Consider the following 20,728-nt stretch of genomic DNA (forward strand, 5'->3'; position numbering starts at 1 on the left):
CGGATTTCACCCGGATGTCCGGGCTGACAGGAGGGAAGGCAATGACTGAGATGACGCCATCCGAAAAGAACGTGAAGCCCCTTGGCGATGTCGCCGAGAAGCGGGCCGGCCGAACGGCCGTTTACGGTCTTCCCGCCAAGCAGGGTCTCTACGATCCGATGAACGAACATGATGCCTGTGGCGTCGGCTTCATTGCCCATATGAAGGGTGAGAAGTCGCATCAGATCGTCAAGGACGGCCTGTTCATTCTGGAAAACCTCACCCATCGCGGCGCTGTCGGCGCCGATCCGCTAATGGGCGACGGTGCGGGCATTCTGGTGCAGATCCCGGATCGCTTCTTCCGCGAGGAAATGGCGAAGCAGGGCATTACCCTGCCGAAGGCCGGTGAATATGCTGTCGGACACTTCTTCTTCCCGCAGGACGAAGAGCAGATCGCGCATTTCAAGAAGGTCATCGCCGAAGTCTGTCATGACGAGGGTCAGCACCTGATTGGCTATCGCGATGTGCCGGTCGATAACTCCTCGTTGTCGAAGGCGCCCCACATTGCTGCCACCGAGCCGCGCCATATCCAGGTGTTCATCGGTGCTGGACAGGACGCCGCGACCCATGAGCAGTTCGAACGTCGCCTGTTCCTGCTGCGCAAGGTCATTTCGAACCGCATCTATGACGAGTTCGGCGGGCAGGAGACCGGCTTCTATCCGGTATCGCTGTCGTCCTCGACCATCGTCTACAAGGGCATGTTCCTCGCGTTTCAGGTTGGCGCCTATTACAAGGATCTTGGGGATCCGCGCTTCGAGTCGGCCGTTGCCCTCGTGCACCAGCGCTTCTCGACCAACACCTTCCCGTCGTGGAAGCTCGCGCACCCCTACCGCATGGTCGCCCATAACGGCGAAATCAACACGCTGCGCAGCAACGTCAACTGGATGGCGGCCCGTCAGGCATCCGTCTCGTCGCCGCTGTTCGGCGCCGACATCTCCAAGTTGTGGCCGATCTCTTACGAAGGGCAGTCGGATACCGCCTGCTTCGACAACGCGCTCGAATTCCTGCAGCGCGGCGGTTATTCGCTGGCCCATGCGGTGATGATGCTGATCCCGGAGGCCTGGGCCGGCAACCAGCTCATGAGCCGCGAGCGCAAGGCGTTCTACGAATACCACGCCGCCCTGATGGAGCCGTGGGACGGACCGGCTGCGGTCTGTTTCACCGACGGTACCCAGATCGGTGCTACGCTCGACCGTAACGGCCTGCGTCCGGCCCGCTACCTCGTCACCGACGACGACCGCGTGATCCTCGCTTCCGAAGCCGGCACCCTGCCGGTGCCGGAAGAGCGCATCGTCAAGAAGTGGCGTTTGCAGCCGGGCAAGATGCTGCTCATCGACATGAACAAGGGGCGGATCATTTCCGACGAGGAAGTGAAGTCCGACCTCGCCAACAGCCATCCGTATCGCGAATGGCTCGACCGCACCCAGCTTATCCTCGAGGAGCTGAAGCCGGTGGAGCCGCGCGCGCTTCGTCGCGACGTTTCGCTGCTCGACCGCCAGCAGGCCTTCGGTTACACGCAGGAAGATACCAAGCTCCTGATGTCGCCGATGGCGACGACCGGCCAGGAAGCGATCGGCTCGATGGGCACCGATACGCCGATCTCGGCAATGTCGGCGAAGTCGAAGCTGCTCTACACCTATTTCAAGCAGAACTTTGCGCAGGTCACCAACCCGCCGATCGACCCGATCCGCGAAGAGCTGGTCATGAGCCTCGTGTCCTTCATCGGTCCGCGGCCGAACCTGCTCGACCATGAAGGTGCTGCACACGCCAAGCGTCTGGAAGTTCGCCAGCCGATCCTGACCAATGGTGATCTGGAGAAGATCCGTTCGATCGGTCACACCGAGGACCGCTTCGACACCAAGACGCTCGACTTCACCTATGATGCCGATCGCGGCGCCGAAAGCATGCCGGAAATGCTCGATCGCCTGTGTGAGCGGGCGGAAGCGGCGGTCAAGGGCGGCTACAACATCATCGTGCTTTCCGACCGCCAGATCGGTCCGGACCGCATCGCGATCCCGGCGTTGCTCGCGACGGCTGCCGTCCATCATCACCTGATCCGCAAGGGGCTTCGCACCTCGGTCGGTCTCGTGGTGGAATCGGGCGAGCCGCGCGAAGTGCACCACTTCTGCTGTCTCGCCGGTTACGGCGCGGAAGCGATCAACCCGTATCTCGCCTTCGACACGCTGCTCGACATGCACAAGCATGGCGAGTTCCCGAAGGAAGTTTCGGAAGACGAAGTCGTCTATCGCTACATCAAGGCTGTCGGCAAGGGCATCCTGAAGGTCATGTCCAAGATGGGCATCTCGACCTACCAGTCCTATTGCGGCGGCCAGATCTTCGATGCCGTAGGTCTCTCTTCGGAACTCGTCGAGAAGTATTTCTTCGGCACTGCCACGACCATCGAGGGTATCGGGCTCACCGAGATTGCCGAGGAGACCGTGGCCCGCCATCGCGCAGCCTTCGGCCGCGATCCGGTTCTCGCCAACACGCTCGCCATCGGCGGCGAATACGCCTACCGCATGCGTGGCGAAAACCACGCCTGGAGCCCGGATTCGATTGCAGCCCTGCAGCATGCCGTGCGCGGCAACAGCCAGGACCGCTACCGCGAATTCGCCAAGCTGGTGAACGAAAGCTCGCTCAGGATGAACACCATCCGCGGCCTGTTCGGCATCAAGTCCGCGGAATCGCTCGGCCGCAAGCCGATCCCGCTGGAAGAGGTCGAGCCCGCAGCCGAGATCGTCAAGCGCTTCTCGACCGGTGCCATGTCCTTCGGCTCGATCAGTCGCGAGGCGCATTCGACGCTTGCCATCGCCATGAACAAGATCGGCGGCAAGTCGAACACGGGTGAGGGAGGCGAGGAAGCCGACCGTTACCTGCCGCTCTACGACGGTTCGGCAAATCCGGAACGTTCCGCCATCAAGCAGGTGGCCTCGGGTCGCTTTGGCGTGACCACCGAATACCTGGTCAATGCCGACATGCTGCAGATCAAGGTCGCGCAGGGCGCCAAGCCCGGCGAAGGCGGCCAGCTGCCCGGCCACAAGGTCGACGCGACGATTGCCAAGACCCGTCACTCGACGCCGGGTGTCGGTCTCATCTCGCCGCCGCCGCACCATGACATCTATTCGATCGAAGATCTGGCGCAGCTGATCTTCGACCTGAAGAACGTCAACCCGACTGCCGATGTCTCGGTGAAGCTGGTGTCCGAAGTGGGCGTCGGTACAGTTGCTGCGGGCGTTGCCAAGGCGCGTGCGGACCATATCACCGTCTCGGGCTTCGACGGCGGCACCGGCGCTTCGCCACTCACCTCGCTGAAGCATGCCGGCAGCCCCTGGGAAATCGGGCTTGCCGAGACCCAGCAGACGCTGGTGCTCAACGGCCTTCGCTCGCGCGTGGCACTTCAGGTCGATGGCGGCCTGAAGACCGGCCGCGACGTCATCATCGGTGCGCTGCTCGGTGCCGACGAATTTGGCTTCGCAACCGCGCCGCTGATCGCAGCTGGCTGCATCATGATGCGTAAGTGCCATCTGAACACCTGCCCGGTCGGCGTTGCGACCCAGGATCCGGTCCTGCGCAAGCGCTTCAAGGGTACGCCGGAGCACGTCATCAACTACTTCTTCTTCGTGGCCGAAGAAGTGCGCGAGATCCTTGCCTCGCTGGGCGTTGCCAGGCTTGACGAGATCATCGGCGCTTCGGAACTCCTCGAAAAGGATGAGATGCTGTCGCACTGGAAGGCCAAGGGTCTCGACTTCAGCAAGATCTTCCACAAGGTCGAGGCTCCGAAGGACGCGACCTACTGGACGACCCGCCAAAAGCACCCGATCGATGACGTGCTCGACCGCAAGCTGATCGAAAAGGCCATGCCGGCTCTTGAAAGCAAGCAGCCTGTCGTGTTCGACGTCGACATCAAGAACGTCGACCGTTCGGCCGGCGCCATGCTGTCGGGCGAGCTTGCCAAGCGTCACGGTCACAAGGGCCTCAAGGACGACACCATCCATGTCACGCTGAACGGCACAGCCGGTCAGTCTTTCGGCGCCTTCCTTGCCCGCGGCATCACCTTCGATCTCGTCGGCGATGGCAACGACTATGTCGGCAAGGGGCTGTCGGGTGGCCGCATCATCGTCCGTCCGCCGGAAAATACCCGGATCGTCGCCGAGAACTCGATCATCGTTGGCAACACGGTGCTTTACGGCGCCATCGCCGGCGAGTGCTACTTCCGCGGCGTGGCAGGTGAGCGTTTCGCTGTGCGTAACTCCGGCGCGGTCGCCGTTGTCGAAGGCGTGGGCGACCACGGCTGCGAATATATGACCGGCGGTGTCGTCGTCGTGCTTGGCGGAACGGGTCGCAACTTCGCGGCCGGTATGTCGGGCGGTGTCGCCTACGTGCTGGACGAGAGCGGCGATTTCGCTTCCCGCTGCAACATGGCGATGGTCGAACTCGAACCGGTTCCGGAAGAGGACGACATGCTGGAGAAGCTGCACCACCACGGCGGCGACCTGATGCACAAGGGGCTGGTCGACGTGTCGGGCGACATGACCCGCCACGACGAGGAGCGGCTTTACCAGCTGATCTCCAACCACCTGCACTACACGGGTTCTGCCCGTGCCAAGGAAGTGCTCGACCACTGGGCCGAGTTCCGTCCGAAGTTCCGCAAGGTCATGCCGGTCGAGTACCGTCGCGCCCTTGAGGAAATGGAGCGCATGCGCATGGGAGTGGCAGCGGAGTGATTTGCCACCACCGGCATCCCGGATATCCGGGGTGCCGTCGCCCACGGCTTGGCCGTGCAGTATCAAGCTCAGTTTAGCAGGACGAAAAAATGGGCAAGGTTACAGGTTTCATGGAAATCGACCGGCAGGTGGCAAAGTATCAGCCCGCCTCCGACCGTATCCGCCACTTCCGCGAATTCACCATCCCGATGTCGGATGCTGAGGTCACCAAGCAGGCCGCGCGCTGCATGGATTGCGGCATTCCTTATTGCCACGGTCCGACGGGCTGCCCGGTCCACAACCAGATCCCGGACTGGAACGACCTCGTCTACAACAACAAGTGGGAAGAGGCGATTCGCAACCTCCATTCCACCAACAACTTCCCGGAATTCACCGGTCGCGTCTGTCCGGCGCCCTGCGAGGAAGCCTGCACGCTGAACCTCGAGGACATGCCGGTCGCCATCAAGACCGTCGAACAGGCGATTGCCGACAAGGCCTATGAACTGGGCTTCATCGTGCCGCAGCCGGCAACGGTTCACACCGGCAAGAAGGTTGCGATCATCGGTTCGGGTCCGTCCGGTCTCGCCGCCGCCCAGCAACTCGGTCGCGCCGGCCACGAAGTTCATGTCTACGAGCGCGAATCCAAGGCCGGCGGCCTGCTGCGCTACGGTATTCCGGACTTCAAGATGGAGAAGAACTTCATCGACCGCCGCGTCGAGCAGATGAAGGGCGAGAACGTCACCTTCCATTGCGGCGTCAATGTCGGTGTCGACGTCAAGGTCGAGACGCTGCTGGCGGACTATGATGCCGTGCTCTACTGCGGCGGTTCGGAAACCCCGCGGGAGGCCGGCATTCCCGGCGTCGACCTGCACGGCGTCTATGACGCCATGCCCTATCTGGTTCAGCAGAACCGCCGCGTCGGCCGCGAAAACATCGACTCGACCGGCTGGCCGTCCGATCCGATCCTTGCCGGCGGCAAGCATGTCGTCGTCGTCGGCGGTGGTGACACGGCGTCCGACTGCGTCGGCACTGCGTTCCGTCAGGGTGCGGTGAAGGTCACGCAGCTCGACATTCGTCCGCGTCCGCCGGAAAAGGAAGACAAGCTTGCCGTCTGGCCGTTCTGGGCCACCCGCATGCGCACCTCGTCCTCGCAGGCCGAAGGTGCGATCCGCGAATTCCAGGTTGCGACCCTTGAGTTCGTTGGCGAAGACGGTGTGCTGACCGGCGTGAAGTGCTGCCAGGTGGATGAACGCCGCAAGCCGATTGCCGGCACGGAGTTCATTATCAAGGCTGATCTCGGTTTCATCGCCATCGGCTTCTCCGGTCCGTTCAAGGACAGCGTGCTGAAGGAACTCGACGGCAAGCTGAACCTCAACGTCGACAGCCGCGGCTCGACCAACGTCATTGCCAACACCACTGACTACAAGACCTCGGTCGACAAGCTCTGGACCGCGGGCGACGTACGTCGCGGTCAATCGTTGGTGGTCTGGGCCATTCGCGAAGGCCGCCAGGCCGCCCGCGCCATCGACGAAGCGCTGATGGGATCGAGCGTCCTGCCGCGCTAATTGTCAGAGAATATGGAATGAATGAGGGCTGCGGTGACGCGGCCCTTTTTCGTCTAAGGTGCCGTCGAACCTGTCGGAGGAATGCGCAGGTCGTCCACGCGTCCCGCAGGGGGGGGCGGCAGGACGCCGTTCCTGACCAGTTGCTCGCGGGGAGAGGGAATGCTGGAAACGGGCAGCGGAGCTGCGCCGAGCAGTTCGCTCGATCCATCGAGTTCCGGGTCGAACAGGTCGATCGGCTGGGTCCTTACGACGTTTTGCGTTTCAGCTGGCGGCAAGTCGATGAGGACGGGCAGGTTACTGGAGTCCAGCCGTACGAGATCCGGGCTCGTCAAATCGCCGAGGTGGCGGCGGGCCGCCTTTTCGACATAGAAGGCGAGCTTTCGCTTGCCGGAGGCGGTGAGGCCTATGCCATCGGTGCCGCGTAGTCGCACCTGCTGTCCGTTGATATCCGAACCGGTTACGATGAAGCGACCGTCCTGATCGACGAAACCGTCCCAGACATCGACGAATTCCGCGCCGATCTTCTCTGCTGCTGCGCGATAAACGCCGTTGAGCGTCAGGGTATCCGCCGTCATGCTCTGCGGACGGAAGGCCGGAAGACCGACCCAGATCAGCGGCAACTGACTCTGCTTGACGGTGTTGCCGAGAACGGCGATGCGCCGTTCGTATTCCTTGAACCAGGCGTCTGTGCGGAAATCAAGTTTGGCCGACGCCGTTTCGATCTGCTGGCGGTCGTTGGCGCCGATTTCAATGACGACAAGGGCTGGCTTCACCTCGTCGAGGATGGCCGGAAGCTGGCTGTGCCAGTCGTAATAGTCGTCGCGGACAAGCCCGGACGAACCGTTGCTTCGTTTCTCGATGACAACACCCGGCGACGCCGCAAATGCTTCCTTCAGGCCGTCCGCGAGCCCGTCCGCCATGAAGTCCCCGATGACGAGGACCTTGCGCGCGTCTTCAAGCTTGGCCGCGGGCGGAGGTGGCGCGGGCGCCGTCGTCGTAATGGTGGTGATGCTGGTAGACGTCGGCTTCTTGCGGGCGCGGGGAGGCTTCGTCTGCTTGCGCGGCATGGGCGGCGGTTCCACATAGCGTGGTTCCCGTGGGCCGAACAGCAGGTCGAGCAGATTTCGCCGCTCGCCATATTGCTGGGCGCTGGCCATTTCGGCAACCATCGAGAAGCACGCAACCAGCGACAGGGCGAGGACGATCTTCCTCTGCCGGGTCTTTGCTTGCTGGTTTGTCCCGCGCATTCCTTTGGTCGCCTTTTGCCTGCCTCACCGTCGTCGCGAGATGCCTCGATATGTGAAACGCGTCGCGACGGTTGTCAATTCCGCAGGGCGTCGAGCAATACCTTTGACGGCTGTCCATCCACCGACATGCCGAGCCGCGACTGGATCGCCTCGATCGCTGCCTTGGAGCCGGAGCCGAAGTTGCCGTCGATCTTGCCGTCGTAATAGCCGAGCGCCTGCATGCGCGTCTGCAGCTCGAACTTTTCCTTGATGTCGAGCGTGTTGTGCGGGCGCGGCCATGCCTGCTGCATGCCGCCATAACCAGCGATCTCGTCGGCCAGCATGCCGACTGCCAGTGCATAGGAATCGGCTGCATTGTAACGCTTGATGACGAAGAAATTCTTTGTCATCAGGAAACCTGGGCCATTCGGACCGCCGGGCATCTTCAGTTCGGCGCGTTCCGCACCGTTCTTGAAACCTTTTCCGCTCGGACGGGTAAAGCCGAGGGCCGCCCACTGGGCCAGCGTCTTGGTCTTGCCGGCATGGGCAGCGCCCCCGGCTGGAACGACGATTTCGTAACCCCAGGTCTTACCGCTCTGCCAGTCATTTTTTTGCAAGAGGTTGGCGGAGGTGGCGAGCGCATCCGGGACGGAATGCCAGATGTCCTTCTTGCCGTTACCGTCCGCGTCGATCGCGTAGAGAAGGTAGCTGGACGGAATAAACTGTGTATGCCCCATGGCGCCGGCCCAGGATCCCATCAGTCCTTTCGAGGTTACGTCGCCGTTCTGCAGCATCTTGAGCGCAGCGATCAACTGCTTCTGTGCATATTTGGAACGCTTTGGATCGGCATAGGCGAGGGTGGCGAGCGCACGCGGGACGTGATGAAGTCTCTCTGGCGTCTCAAGCGCTGCGCCGTAGTTCGATTCCATCGACCAGATTGCCAGAAGGATATGCTTGTCGACGCCGAAATGGCGTTCGATCACAGCGAGCGTCGGGCCGTATTTGGCGGCCATCTCGCGGCCGACCTTCACGGTATAAGGGTTCACGCGCGAATCGACGTAATCCCAGATCTGGGATTTGAATTCGGGTTGATAGCGGGCCTTTTCGAGAACGAAATCATCGGGTTCGCTCACGCCTGCGAAAGCCTGATTATAAGTTTTCTGGCTGATCCCGTTCTGGGCCGCCGTTGCGTAGAAGCCGTTGATCCACTTCTTGAAGCCGACATCGGCACGAGCTTCCACCGGCAGAAGGCCGGTGAGGATCGAAAAGGCAAGGGCGCCAAAAAGCTTGCGACTGGTCCTGTTCATTGGGCATCTCCCCGTCGAATTTACGGTTCGCTTTCAAGCCGCAGCAGCGGCTGTTCACCCTAGGTTAATGCTATAGCGTCAACAAATTCTTTACCATCGACCGCCTGTCGAAGGTAGCCTTTGCGAAACGGTAGTAAAGATATACTAGTTGGCAAGGGCGTAATGAAGGCGCCTGTAAATTATCCTCCAGGAGGAATGTGTGGTTCAACGAAATAAACTCCGCAAAGCTGTTTTTCCCGTAGCCGGTCTGGGCACGCGTTTCCTTCCCGCGACCAAGGCCGTTCCGAAAGAAATGCTGACCGTCGTCGACAAACCGGTGATTCAATACGTTGTCGATGAAGCGGTTGAAGCCGGAATCGAGCATTTCGTCTTCATCACCGGTCGTGGAAAGGGCGTTATCGAAGACTATTTCGATATCCAGTTCGAACTGGAACAGACGCTGAAGAGCCGCAACAAGAATGCCGAGCTGACGCTGCTTTCCGGCCTGTTGCCCAAGGCGGGCACGGCGAGCTTCACCCGTCAGCAGGAGCCGCTCGGTCTTGGCCATGCCGTATGGTGCGCCCGTGACATCGTCGGCAACGATCCCTTCGCCCTGCTTCTGCCCGACATGATCATGCGTGGCGAGAAGGGCTGCATGAAAGGCATGGTAGAGCTTTACGAAAAGACCGGTGGTAATGTCATCGCCGTTGAGGAATGTGCTCCTGAGCATGCCCATAAATACGGTATCGTCGGCGTTGGTCAGACGCTCGAAGGCGGCTTCCACATTACCGAGATGGTCGAAAAGCCGGCCAAGGGAACCGCACCTTCCAACTTCTTCATCAACGGCCGCTATATCCTGCAGCCCGAGATTTTCGCGATCCTCGAAACCCAGGAACGCGGCGCCGGCAATGAAATCCAGCTGACCGACGGCATGCTGAAGCTTGCCAAGGAACAGGCGTTTGCCGCTTATCACTTCAAGGGCGACACCTTCGACTGCGGCGCCAAGGATGGCTTCATCCTCGCCAACGTTGCCTTTGCACTCGATCGTGCGGACATCCGCCCGACTGTCGAAGAGCCGCTCAAGGCTCTCCTTGCGGCCCTCAAGTAAGAGGGCCGTCAGCGCTTGGCGGTCAGGCCGACCATAGCGCGCATCACATTGCTATCTGCGGCGGACTTGTACTCGGTTCTTTCGTAACTGAGGTCCGCCGTCAGATCGAGATAGCGGTTCACATTCCAGGTCAGCTCGGCGCCCGTGGCATAGGTCACCGTGTCGGGTGGAGCCGTGTCATCCTGATATTCCGTCCAGCGTGAGGAACCCGACAGTCGGGCGACGAGGTTGCTGCGCAAGCGATGCTCGACCTCGGCCGTCAGGGCATAGATCACCGAGCCGCTGAGGCCGGCGGTGGTCGAGGGATCGATCGTGGTGGTCAGGCCAAGGTTCACGTCGGTGCCCTGCTGCGGAGACCAATAGACGTTGCCGTCCATGGTCATCGCGCCGATTTCTTTCAGGCGATTGTCGTCGAACTGCTGTTGACGGTAACCCAGCCCGACTTCACCTCTCAGCTTTTCACCGAAATCGGCAGAAATGCCTGCCTTGGCGGCATAGAAATCACCTGACCGGCGGTAGCCATCCTTGTCCTCCTTATCGTCATAGGCGACGTGACCGACGGAGACTTCCGTGAACGGGGTGATCGCCGGCGATAGCTCGTAGCCGATGCGGCCACGGAGCGAGCCTGAGAGACGGTTGCGGTCGCTCAGCGAGACCTTGGAGCCGTCGGAGAGTTCCGCATCGGAATACTGCCAGCGCTCGAGATCGGCGCCGACGGTGCCGCGCAGCTTGCCGAAATCGTGCTCGACCGAAAGCCCACCATTATACATATGCACACCGGACTGCACGGCCGCGCCCGAAATGGCGTTCGGATCGTTGGTGTCCTCGCGGCTGAAGGAATAGCCGCCGGTGATATGGGCGATGGTGTCGCGGGAGATATCGAGTCGCAGGTCGGCATTGACGTTTGCATTCGGCTTGGTCGCACTGTCGCCGGAGAAATTCCTCTGCCAATAGCCTTCGCCGCCGATCGTCAGTTCATGACGCGACCAGTCGGAGGTGAGGCTGCCTTTGAGGCCCGTTTCCATATAGTTTCGGGTGTCCTTACCCTCACCGTCCCTGGTGGTCTCGCTGCCGAAGCGCTGGATGAGGGAGGGGCGCAGCACCATGGTGCCGAGACGAACACCATCCGTCTCCGCTGCCTCGCGCCGAATGCGCTGGGAAGTGGCGTCGTCCAGCGTCGTCTCGCGCAGGTTCATGCGGCCGAAATCGTCATCCGGCTCGGTGAGGTTCGCATCGGAAAAATCCGGCGCCGCGGTGCCGGCGGTGGTGAGGGGATCGGTTGCCGTGGCGTTCGCGCCAGTCGTGGCGGTGGACTGTATTCCGGTAGAGGTTGTCGTGGCCGAGGATTGCGCGATCGTGGACGATGCGCTGCCGCCTGCCGTGCCTGTCTGGGGCTGCAGGGCCGTCTGGGCCAGCGATGGCGATGCAAGGCCGAATACGCCCGCCATCAGGACGCCGGCGAGGCGGCGGGTCCTGCGGCAACGGTCGTGAGCCGTTCCGGTCTCTGAATTCTTTACCATCGGGTTATTGCTCGAAGCTTGAATGCTTACCCAAACGTAAAGTCATGTGGTTAATGTTTGGTTGCCATTCTGTCCGCAGCATCGGTCGGGTGGCTAACGACCGCAGCGTTGGCGTGTGGACAGGGCAGAGCAAAAGCAGTATGGGACTGCCATGATAAAGCGCGCTGTCAATCTCGTCGAAGCCGGTGCAGTCGAATCGGCTCTCAGGGTCGTTACGACCGAACGCAACGCTCTGGAGGCGCTGGAAGCGTCCTTGACCAATGGCCTTGCCGGCCCCTTCTGCAATGCCGTCAACATCATCGGCGGCATCTCCGGTCGCGTGATCGTCACCGGCGTCGGCAAGAGCGGCCATATCGGCACGAAGATCGCCGCGACCTTCGCCTCGACCGGCACACCTGCCTTCTTCGTCCATCCTGTCGAAGCAAATCATGGCGATCTCGGCATGATTGGCCGCGACGATGCGATCCTCGCCATGTCGTGGAGCGGAGAGAGCCAGGAACTGCTGGGTATCCTCAATTATTCCCGCCGGTTCTCCATTCCACTGATCGCAATGACGGCGGGCGAGACCTCGACGCTTGCCCGCGAGGCGGATATCGTGCTGTTGCTGCCGAAGGTTCAGGAAGCCTGTCCGCACGGACTTGCGCCGACCTCATCCACGGTCATGCAGCTTGCCATGGGCGATGCTATCGCGATTTCCCTGCTCGAGGCTCGCGGTTTCACGCCGAGCGATTTCCGCATCTTTCACCCCGGTGGCAAGCTGGGTGCGAGCCTTACCCATGTGCGCGACATCATGCACACGGGTGACCGGTTGCCGCTCGTCAAGCACGGTACGCCGATGCCGGAGGCGATCGTTACCCTGTCGCACAAGCATTTCGGCTGCGTCGCCGTTCTGGACGATGACGGCAAGCTCTGCGGCATCGTCACCGAGGGCGACATGGCGCGCAATCTGACGCGTAATCTTTCGGAACTCTGCGTCGATGACGTGATGACCCGCACGCCGAAGACCATCAAGCCGACGACGCTTGCGACCGCGGCGCTTGCCACGCTAAACGAGCACAGTATCGGCGCGCTGATCGTTGTCGATGAAGAGAATAGGCCTATCGGCCTCGTGCACTTCCACGATCTCTTGCGGATCGGTGTTGCCTGACCGTTATTGAAGTGCCTTGCGTCCCTTCTGGCGCAAGGTGTACTCCAGTCTTACGAAGCTGAGCCTGGCCCTTTCCTAAAATCGATTTCTCTTTTCGGAAAGCATCCAGGAGTCTGTTGATCAGGCCTTTTCCACTGTCAGGTTGCGGCCATTGCCGGCTATCACCTTCACGCGGGTGCCCGCAGGCAGGTCTGGCCCCTGTACCAGCCAGTAGCTATCGTCGAGCTTAACCCGGCCGTGCCCTTCGGCAATAGGCTCTGCCAGCACGGCCGTGCGCCCGACAAGGCTCGCGGCCCGCTGGTTGAGGAGCGGTTCGTCCGACGTGGTACGATCAGTGCCGAGCAGGCGGCGGCCGAGCAGAGTAGAGATTACCGCCAGTGCCGCAAACAGAAGTAACTGGATTTGCCAAGTCCAGAGCGAGACCTCCCATAGAACCAACGACAGCGCTCCGGTGATCAGCGCTGCAATGCCGATCCAGACAAGAAAGACGCCGGGCACGAGGAGTTCCGCTGCCAGCAGGATAAGGCCGAGCAGCCACCAGCTCCATGGTCCCAGTTCTACGATCATGCGGCTCAGCATGGATCAGCCCTCCGGATTCTGACCGAAGGGGTTTACCGGGGGTGTCGAGCGGGTGACGGGTGCTGCGGGGCGCGGGCGAGGTGCGGGGGCGGGTGTCGCCGCGTCGCCGAAAACTTCCCGCGCAATCGCTCCGATGCCGCCCAGCGAGCCGATGAGGCTGGATGCTTCCATCGGCATCAGCACGACCTTGGCGTTGGATGCCGTGCCGATTGCGGCCATGGCTTCGGTGTATTTTTGCGCGACGAAATAGTTGATGGCGTTGACGTCGCCGGCAGCGATGGCGTCCGAGACGAAACGCGTTGCCTTGGCTTCTGCCTCTGCCAGTCTCTCGCGTGCTTCCGCTTCCCGGTAGGCAGCTTCGCGCTGGCCTTCGGCCTGAAGGATCGCTGATTGCTTGGCGCCCTCGGCGCGCAGGATCTGGGCGTTTCGAAAGCCTTCGGCTTCGAGCACCTGGGCGCGCTTTTCGCGTTCAGCCTTCATCTGGCGCGCCATGGCATCGACCAGATCCTTCGGAGGCTGGATGTCCTTGATCTCGACGCGGGTCACCTTGATGCCCCAGGGGCCGACTGCTTCGTCGACCACCTTGAGGAGGCGGTCGTTGATCGCCTCGCGGTTCGACAGCAGTTCGTCGAGATCCATGGACCCCATGACCGAACGGATATTGGTCATGGTGAGGTTCAGGATGGCATTTTCCAGATTGGCGACCTGATAGGCAGCCTGCGCGGCATTCAGCACCTGATAGAAGGCGACGGCATCGGCCGAGACACTGGCATTGTCCTTGGTGATGACCTCCTGCGTCGGTACATCGAGCACCTGCTCCATCACGTTCATCTTGGCGCCGATGCGTTCGATGAAGGGAATGATGAGGTTAAGGCCGGGCTCGAGTGTGCGGGTATAGCGGCCGAAGCGCTCGATGGTGTAACGGAATCCCTGTGGTACCGTCTTGATCCCCGCGAAGAGAACAAGAATGACCACTACGACAAGCGCGATGACTACGATATCGGGACCTGCGAACCCCATGGTGTTCCCTCCTCATTCCGTAAGCGATCTTGATTGCGCTTGCGGTGTCTTTCTAACATCGGTTGACGGCCGTTCCATTGCAAGGTCAAGGCAATGGCGACTGTGCCTTCGGCGATCTCGAATGCGTCAGACCCAGCCCTGCAATTCGCGGCGGACGACCTTCTCCAATACGCTCATACCTTCCGGGCTGTCGTTGAGGCACGGGATGTGCACGAATTTTTCGCCGCCGTTGTGATGGAAGATCTCGCCTGCCTCACCGGCGATTTCTTCAAGCGTTTCGAGGCAATCGGATACGAAGCCAGGGTTCATGATGGCGATACGCTTAACGCCCTCCTTGCCGAGCTTTTCCATGGTCTTGTCGGTGTAGGGTTGCAACCATTCCTCCGGTCCGAAACGCGACTGGAAGGTGACCATGAAGTTCTTCTCCGAGCGCCCGAGCCTCTCGCACAGCAGGCGACCGGTCTTCATGCAGTGGCAGTGATAGGGGTCGCCCTGGCGGAAATAGGATTGCGGGATGCCGTGGAACGAGGTGATCAGGAGTTCCGGCTCCCAGTCCAGCGTTGCCAGCTTCTTCTCGACCGATACCGCGAGAGCGTCGATATAGGCGGGATCATCGTGATAGGGCGGCACGGTGCGCAAGGCCGGTTGCCAGCGCATCTTCATCAGGTGTTCGAAAGCCTTGTCGTTGACGGTTGCCGTGGTCGATGCTGCATATTGCGGATAAAGCGGGAAGAGCAGGATCTTCTCGCAACCGGCCGCCTTCAGCGCATCGATCTTCGAGGCAATCGATGGCTGGCCGTAGCGCATTCCCCATTCGACGATGACGTTGGGCAGGTCCTTTAGCGCTTCGGACATCAGTTCGGCCTGGCTACGCGTGTAAGTGCGCAGGTAGCTCTCGTCCCTGTCCTTGTTCCAGATCGCCTCGTAGGCCTTGCCGACCTTTTGCGGACGGGTGTTGAGCACGATGCCGAACAGGATCGGATACCATTTCCACGGCGACCACTCGATGACGCGCTTGTCGGTCAGGAACTCCCTGAGATAGCGGCGCATCGAGGTGTAGTCAGTGCCATCGGGTGTGCCGAGATTGACGAGAAGTACGCCTACCTTGCCGAAACGGACGGGCGGATGATTGGAAGGCAGGCGGGAGATGTCTGCGGTCATGTCTTGGTTCCTGCTGGTTGCACTTGATGCAATACGAATGCAAGTGGCGCCGGGATCAGTTCTTAAAAGCAAAAACCGGCCCGGGGAAGCCCGGACCGGTTCCGTTGATGCGGCAAACTGCCCTGCTTACTTCGGCGGCAATTGCAGTTCCTTGCCCACGCCGATGATGTTGGGGTTCTTCAGTGTATTGGCTTCCGCGATCTTCTTCCACAGCATGCCGTCGCCATAGGTCGCGACAGCGATCTTCCACAGGCTGTCGCCATGAACGACCTTGTAGACGGTGGCTGCGGCGGTTGCCGCGGCCGAAGCCGGAGCGGCCGTTTCCGCATTTGCAGTCGGTGCGGTGGGAGCAGCCGGTTCGGTGGCCGGTGCCTCGACCGCGGCCGAAGATGTGACTTCGGTGATGCGGCCGTCGGTATAGGGCTTGTAAGGAGCGTTCTTGGCTAGGTAGTCGGCGACCACCGTTTCGAGGCCTGGACCGAAGTCATAGGCGTTTTGGCCGCCAGTTGCGAAGATCTTGTAGCCGTCGCCTCCGGCGCGCATGTAGTTGTTGGTCGCGACGCCGTAAAGCTTTTCCGGGTCGAGCGGCACGAAGGCATCGCCTTCCTTTACTTCGACGGACACCAGACGTTTGCCGGGCTCCTTCGATTTGTCGAACGAATACTTGAGGCCGGAAACCTGCGGGAAGCGGCCGCCGCCGTCCTGAATCTGGCTCAGGCCGTTTTCAAGTGCTGAGACGATATCCGAGCCCTTGAGCTGGAAGGTGGCGAGCGTGTTCTGGAATGGAAGCACGGTCAGTACTTCGCCCATGGAGACGGTGCCGGCATCGATCGACGCGCGCAGACCGCCGCCGTTCTGGATGGCGATGGTGATGCCCTGATCCTTGACGCGGTCGACCATGGCGTCGGCCACGAGGTTGCCCATGGTGCATTCGGCGACGCGGCAGACTTCGCGGGAACCGTCGATGGCGTCAGCCGTCTCGCCGATTTCCTTCTTCTTCAGTTCCTCGATCGGGCCGGCGAGCTCGGCCACCTTGGCGGTGTAGTCCGCATCGGGGGTGACGGATGCGTCGAGCAGGATGGGAGCGCCTTCCGCGGACTTCACCGCGCCGGTGTCATCGAAGACGACCTTTAGGTCGCCGAGATACTTGGAATAGGCATAGGCCGTGACGATCGGCACATCCTTGCCGGACGGGTTCTTGACCAGCGTCGGATAAGGGCCGGCCGCCTTTTCGTCGGTATTGGAGAGCAGGGTGTGGCTATGGCCGCCGACGATGACGTCGATGCCGTCAACCGCTGCGGCGATGCGCTGGTCCACGGTGTAGCCGACGTGAGAGAGCAGCACGATCTTGTTGACGCCCTGTGCCTCTATCTCCTTCACGGCTTCCTTCAGATAACCGATCGGTTCGGCGAAGAGGATGCTGTCGCCGGGCGAAGAGGTCTCGTCCGTATCGGTGGCGAGAACGCCGATCACAGCGACCTTCTCTGAGCCGAAATCCTTGATGATATAAGGCTTGAACTTGTCGGCGATCGGCGAGTCCAGACCTGCGAGCGTGTTGCCGGAAATCATCGGGAATTTCAGGGCTTCGATGAACTTTGCCAGTTCTTCCGGGCCGTCATCGAATTCGTGGTTGCCGATTTCCATTGCGTCGAAGCCGATGCCGTTCATGAATTCGGCGATCGGAGCGCTCTTATAGGTAGTGTAGAACAGCGAGCCCTGGAACTGGTCGCCAGCGTCGAGTGTCAGGATGTTCTTGCCGGCCAGTTCGTTGCGGCGGGTATCGATCGCACTCTTCATGCGGGCGATGCCGCCGAAGCACTCGTTCTTGCCTGCCTCTTCCGTGGAGCAGGTGGAATCGAACTTGTTGATCGCTTCGATGCGTGAATGAAAATCGTTGATATGCAGGATATTCAGCTCGAAATCGGCAAAGGCGCCGGTGGCCGAGATCGCGAGCGCGGATGCGCTCAAGAGGCCGAACCGAAGGTGTCTCAACATCGCTTTTCTCCTGTTTTCGTAAATCGGCAAACGCATGCTACTCCGCAATCCTGTAGGTTTTTTCGTGCCTTGGAAGCGGGCGAATGTTTTCATCAAGTGGATGCGACTGCAAGGGAAAATGCTTGTCGCGCAGGCGGGCAAAAATGAAAAAAACCGACCAGCATGGGTGCCGGCCGGTCTTTATTCGGAAATCATAATATCAGGGTAATCCCGCTCTCAGCCGCGGCGTGTGAGCGAGAACTGGCCGCCGGAGTCCGAGGTGCAGTTGAGCTGGGTCGGGGTGACCAGCGCGCAGTTGACCTTGGATTGGGTGTTGCGCACATGCGAGGTCATGTTGATTTCGACAAGGCGATCCGAGACAGAGGTGTAGGTACCGGACGCCAGAAGCTGATTGGTGTCTGTGGTGCGGGTGGAGAATGAACCGCCCTGGAATGTCGAAACGATACCGTTCGGATCCGACCATGCCCCTTCGACAGTCGGCGCCTGGTTGCTAACCACCGGCAAAGGCCGCGGGCCGCTCGAATAGCAGGCTGAAAGCGTCGTTGCGCAGGCCAGCAATGCCACCACGGTTGTCTTCTTCATCGTTGTCTCCAGCATGAATTTCAGCGACTCGCGGCATAGGAACCGGAAGACGTATTTTGCCGAACCATGCCGCGAAGACATGGTGAAAGCAAGGCCGCAAACCCGGTTAAAGCGCTTTATTCCGGGGTGTTTGCCCATATGGAGCTCCCGAAAAAGCAGAAGCCCGTCGCGGTGACGACGGGCTTCTTTCTTCATTTCCGGAGTGCGGCTCAGCGAACCAGAATGTTCTTGAACTGCCAGGGATCCTTCTCGTCGATGTCTTCCGGGAATAGGCCCGGACGACCGTCGAGCGGAGTCCAGTCGGTGTAGTGTCCTTCGACCGGGCCGAGATAGGGCGACTGCACTTCGAGGCAGCGCTTGTAGTCCATCTCATCGGCTTCGACGATCCCGGCCTTCGGGTTTTCAAGAGCCCAGACCATGCCGGCGAGAACGGCGGAGCTTACCTGCAGGCCGGTGGCATTCTGGTAAGGCGCGATACGGCGGGTTTCTTCGAGCGACAGGCGCGAGCCATACCAGTAAGCGTTCTTGTCATGGCCGTAGAGCAGCACGCCGAGTTCGTCGAGGCCTTCGACCAGTTCGTCCTCATCGAGGACGTGCAGGACCGGCTGTGCGTTGCCGCCATTGCCGAACATTTCGTGCAGGGAAAGCACGGCGTCATTGGCCGGGTGATAGGCATAGTGGCAGGTCGGACGATAGACGACCTCGCCTTCCTTCTCGACGGTGAAGTAGTCGGCAATCGAGATCGACTCGTTATGGGTGACGAGGAAGCCATATTGCGGGCCGGGTGTCGGGCACCAGGTGCGTACGCGGGTGTTGGCGCCCGGCTGCTCCAGGTAGATCGCTGCCTTGCAGCCCTTCTTGTGCTTCTTGGCGTTCTTCGGCATCCAGTTTTCATGGGTGCCCCAGCCGAGTTCTGCCGGCTGTAGACCTTCGGAAATGAAGCCTTCTACCGACCAGGTGTTCCAGAAGACGTTGAGTGGCTTCGGGTTCTTGGTGAGCTGGGTGTCGCGTTCGGCGATGTGAATGCCCTTCACGCCGACCTTCTTCATCAGCTTGGCCCAGCCTTCGCGGTCGTCTGCCGTGGGCTCATCGAACTTCACGCCGAGTTCATGAGCGACGTTGACGAGAGCCTGCTTGACGAACCAGGAGACCATGCCGGGGTTTGCGCCGCAGGTGGAAACGGCGGTGGTGCCGCCCGGGTTCTTGCGCTTCTCGGCGCGGGCCGTTTCGCGCAGCGCATAGTTGGTGCGGTCGGCGTTTTTCATGTTCTTGTCGAAGTAGAAACCGAGCCAGGGTTCGACGACGGTGTCGATATAGAGCACGTCGAGCTTGCGGCAGAGCTTCATCAGGTCGACCGAACCGGTATCGACGGAAAGGTTGACGCAGAAGCCCTGGCCTTCGCCTGCGGTGAGCAGGGGCTTCAGCAGCTCCTTGTAGTTGTCCTTGGTGACATGGGCCTGAATGTGCTTGACGCCATGCTTGGCCAGCAGTTCGGCCTCGTCGTTGCGGGGATCGATGACCACCATCCGGCTCTTGTCGAACTTGAAGTGGCGTTCGATCAGGGGCAGTGTTCCGCGGCCGATCGAGCCGAAGCCGATCATGACGATCGGGCCGGTGATCTCACCGTAAACCGGATAGGCTTCTGTGGTCATTTCGTTCTCCTTGGGTGCAGCATGTGTGCAGCGATCGGGCTATCCGACATTCGCGCTCTAAATCATAGATTTCAGACATAATAAAGGGCGCTCAACGATCGGTAACGCCAGTTTATGACGGTTGTTTTGCGGATTCATGGCGTCGTCCTCGACGGAAAGGATCCGCACACGCTCCATGTCCGCGATAGAGCAGCCTTTCAGGCTTCGGAGACGACGTTCCGCCTTGCTGCATCGAGCAGACAGTCGACCAGTTCTCGGCGCTTTTCCGCGAGGCCCTTGTAGTTGATCTGATCCTCCTCGAGCGCTTCGAGCTGGGCGGCCATCGAAGCTGCGAGGCGCGCGCCGTCAGGCGCTTCCATGATCGCATTCAGCGGGTCGAGATAGATGCGGACGGTAAACAGCAGGTCGCCGGTCTCCGGCAGTCGCCGCAGCACCTGACGCTCGATGCGGATGATCGCATTGGCGGCGGCAACGCCCGGTGAGTTTGGCTCGATCGCCGTCTTCTCGGGGCGGGGATGGTAAAGCGCATAGCGCCAGTTGACCGACCAGTTGTAGCGCTTGACCGGCTGGTTCACATCCAGCTTGTCGAACATGCGGTTGATGAGGGTGGCGTTGCGGGTGCCGCCCTGAAAGCCCGGAACGCCGGCATGGATCTGGTCCATCGGCTTCATGAACTTTTCCGGCAGCGACCATGAGGAGGGGAAGGCGAGGTGGGCGGCCACCAGCGTCCAGCCGTCTTCCTTCCGGCGCAGGATTAGCAGGTCGTCCTGAACGAGCGAACCGGCGCGCAGCAGCGGAGGCCTCGTTTCATCGGAAAGATCGACCGAGTGGCCGGCCATTTCGACAATATCACCGCGGCGGCTGTAAATGCCGGAATGACGGGTCGTTACGTGCTCCGTGAGAAGGGCAAGCGTCTCCCGCTGGGCATCGAGCGATTCAGGCGCCGCAAGGAAGATGTTGTCGAAGTGAGTTTTCTCCAGCGCCTTCTTTTCTGCGAGAAAGATTGCGAGATCGTCGTCGGGCTCGATCCAGTCGTTCAGGTCGATTGGGGTAAGGCCAATGGAGAAGGGCTTGGAGGAGCCGTCATAAGGTGTGTAGGTGGGGATCATCTTCAGTTTCGGCGGGCGAGAGGAAGATGTAGTCTC

At 60.7% G+C, this 20,728-nt stretch carries 14 protein-coding genes; 4 read left to right on the top strand and 10 right to left on the bottom strand.

The features are described from left to right. Nucleotides 1-41 precede the first annotated feature (41 nt). Both gltB and H4I99_RS08480 read left to right on the top strand, forming a co-directional pair. Nucleotides 42-4,763, top strand: coding sequence for a glutamate synthase large subunit (gene gltB / locus H4I99_RS08475; protein WP_163900810.1), 4,722 nt, complete (start codon nt 42-44; stop codon nt 4,761-4,763). A gap of 89 nt (nt 4,764-4,852) precedes the next feature. Further along, nucleotides 4,853-6,307 (top strand): glutamate synthase subunit beta, encoded by a 1,455-nt coding sequence (locus tag H4I99_RS08480; protein WP_163900808.1) that lies wholly within the window; start codon nt 4,853-4,855, stop codon nt 6,305-6,307. A 53-nt stretch (nt 6,308-6,360) separates the two neighbouring features. On the opposite strand, the gene H4I99_RS08485 is transcribed toward H4I99_RS08480, so the two are convergent. Further along, nucleotides 6,361-7,554 carry an SGNH/GDSL hydrolase family protein gene (locus tag H4I99_RS08485; protein ID WP_163900806.1) on the bottom strand — a complete coding sequence of 398 codons (1,194 nt, stop codon included), beginning with the start codon at nt 7,552-7,554 and terminating at the stop codon, nt 6,361-6,363. Between the two features lie 74 nt (nt 7,555-7,628). After that, nucleotides 7,629-8,840, bottom strand: a complete 1,212-nt coding sequence (locus H4I99_RS08490; protein WP_163900804.1) for a lytic murein transglycosylase — start codon at nt 8,838-8,840, stop codon at nt 7,629-7,631. 199 nt (nt 8,841-9,039) lie between these two features. Between H4I99_RS08490 and galU the strand changes: the two genes are divergently transcribed. Then, complete coding sequence (gene galU, locus H4I99_RS08495; protein ID WP_163900803.1) at nt 9,040-9,927, top strand: UTP--glucose-1-phosphate uridylyltransferase GalU; 888 nt, start codon at nt 9,040-9,042, stop codon at nt 9,925-9,927. An 8-nt stretch (nt 9,928-9,935) separates the two neighbouring features. On the opposite strand, the gene H4I99_RS08500 is transcribed toward galU, so the two are convergent. After that, nucleotides 9,936-11,447, bottom strand: coding sequence for an outer membrane beta-barrel protein (locus tag H4I99_RS08500; protein WP_163900800.1), 1,512 nt, complete (start codon nt 11,445-11,447; stop codon nt 9,936-9,938). Nucleotides 11,448-11,598: 151 nt separating this feature from the next. Between H4I99_RS08500 and H4I99_RS08505 the strand changes: the two genes are divergently transcribed. Beyond that, nucleotides 11,599-12,594: a KpsF/GutQ family sugar-phosphate isomerase gene (locus H4I99_RS08505; RefSeq protein WP_163900798.1), complete on the top strand. Its 996-nt coding sequence runs from the start codon at nt 11,599-11,601 to the stop codon at nt 12,592-12,594. A 120-nt stretch (nt 12,595-12,714) separates the two neighbouring features. Here H4I99_RS08505 and H4I99_RS08510 read toward each other — a convergent pair whose 3' ends face one another. The 7 genes from H4I99_RS08510 to H4I99_RS08540 form a co-directional block, all read right to left on the bottom strand. Then, nucleotides 12,715-13,173: an NfeD family protein gene (locus H4I99_RS08510; RefSeq protein ID WP_163900796.1), complete on the bottom strand. Its 459-nt coding sequence runs from the start codon at nt 13,171-13,173 to the stop codon at nt 12,715-12,717. A 3-nt stretch (nt 13,174-13,176) separates the two neighbouring features. Beyond that, on the bottom strand, nt 13,177-14,193 hold the full coding sequence (locus H4I99_RS08515) for an SPFH domain-containing protein (RefSeq protein ID WP_163900794.1): 1,017 nt from the start codon (nt 14,191-14,193) through the stop codon (nt 13,177-13,179). A 126-nt stretch (nt 14,194-14,319) separates the two neighbouring features. Beyond that, the gene (gene hemH / locus H4I99_RS08520) at nt 14,320-15,354 is read right to left on the bottom strand and encodes a ferrochelatase (protein WP_163900792.1); all 1,035 of its coding nucleotides are present in this window, start codon (nt 15,352-15,354) and stop codon (nt 14,320-14,322) included. Nucleotides 15,355-15,480: 126 nt separating this feature from the next. Continuing rightward, nucleotides 15,481-17,349 (bottom strand): 5'-nucleotidase C-terminal domain-containing protein, encoded by a 1,869-nt coding sequence (locus H4I99_RS08525; protein WP_163900791.1) that lies wholly within the window; start codon nt 17,347-17,349, stop codon nt 15,481-15,483. A gap of 216 nt (nt 17,350-17,565) precedes the next feature. Further along, nucleotides 17,566-17,931: an outer membrane lipoprotein Omp10 gene (omp10, locus tag H4I99_RS08530; protein ID WP_099060124.1), complete on the bottom strand. Its 366-nt coding sequence runs from the start codon at nt 17,929-17,931 to the stop codon at nt 17,566-17,568. Between the two features lie 209 nt (nt 17,932-18,140). Further along, entirely contained in the window at nt 18,141-19,583 is a 1,443-nt protein-coding gene (locus H4I99_RS08535) for a homospermidine synthase (RefSeq protein ID WP_163900789.1), read from the bottom strand. A gap of 197 nt (nt 19,584-19,780) precedes the next feature. Then, entirely contained in the window at nt 19,781-20,692 is a 912-nt protein-coding gene (locus H4I99_RS08540; protein ID WP_163900787.1) for a heme-dependent oxidative N-demethylase family protein, read from the bottom strand. Nucleotides 20,693-20,728 lie beyond the last annotated feature (36 nt).

This window comes from Paenirhizobium daejeonense (genome assembly GCF_014280875.1).
GTDB classification, from domain to species: Bacteria; Pseudomonadota; Alphaproteobacteria; order Rhizobiales; family Rhizobiaceae; genus Allorhizobium; species Allorhizobium daejeonense.

Excerpts from the sequence above, each read along its gene's own strand:
- H4I99_RS08540 (WP_163900787.1), bottom strand. The coding sequence starts at position 20,692 with ATGATCCCCACCTACACACCTTATGACGGCTCCTCCAAGCCCTTCTCC.
- H4I99_RS08500 (WP_163900800.1), bottom strand. The coding sequence starts at position 11,447 with ATGGTAAAGAATTCAGAGACCGGAACGGCTCACGACCGTTGCCGCAGG.
- hemH (WP_163900792.1), bottom strand. The coding sequence starts at position 15,354 with ATGACCGCAGACATCTCCCGCCTGCCTTCCAATCATCCGCCCGTCCGT.
- H4I99_RS08485 (WP_163900806.1), bottom strand. The coding sequence starts at position 7,554 with ATGCGCGGGACAAACCAGCAAGCAAAGACCCGGCAGAGGAAGATCGTC.
- H4I99_RS08490 (WP_163900804.1), bottom strand. The coding sequence starts at position 8,840 with ATGAACAGGACCAGTCGCAAGCTTTTTGGCGCCCTTGCCTTTTCGATC.
- H4I99_RS08515 (WP_163900794.1), bottom strand. The coding sequence starts at position 14,193 with ATGGGGTTCGCAGGTCCCGATATCGTAGTCATCGCGCTTGTCGTAGTG.
- gltB (WP_163900810.1), top strand. The coding sequence starts at position 42 with ATGACTGAGATGACGCCATCCGAAAAGAACGTGAAGCCCCTTGGCGAT.
- H4I99_RS08535 (WP_163900789.1), bottom strand. The coding sequence starts at position 19,583 with ATGACCACAGAAGCCTATCCGGTTTACGGTGAGATCACCGGCCCGATC.
- H4I99_RS08505 (WP_163900798.1), top strand. The coding sequence starts at position 11,599 with ATGATAAAGCGCGCTGTCAATCTCGTCGAAGCCGGTGCAGTCGAATCG.
- H4I99_RS08510 (WP_163900796.1), bottom strand. The coding sequence starts at position 13,173 with ATGCTGAGCCGCATGATCGTAGAACTGGGACCATGGAGCTGGTGGCTG.
- H4I99_RS08480 (WP_163900808.1), top strand. The coding sequence starts at position 4,853 with ATGGGCAAGGTTACAGGTTTCATGGAAATCGACCGGCAGGTGGCAAAG.
- omp10 (WP_099060124.1), bottom strand. The coding sequence starts at position 17,931 with ATGAAGAAGACAACCGTGGTGGCATTGCTGGCCTGCGCAACGACGCTT.
- H4I99_RS08525 (WP_163900791.1), bottom strand. The coding sequence starts at position 17,349 with ATGTTGAGACACCTTCGGTTCGGCCTCTTGAGCGCATCCGCGCTCGCG.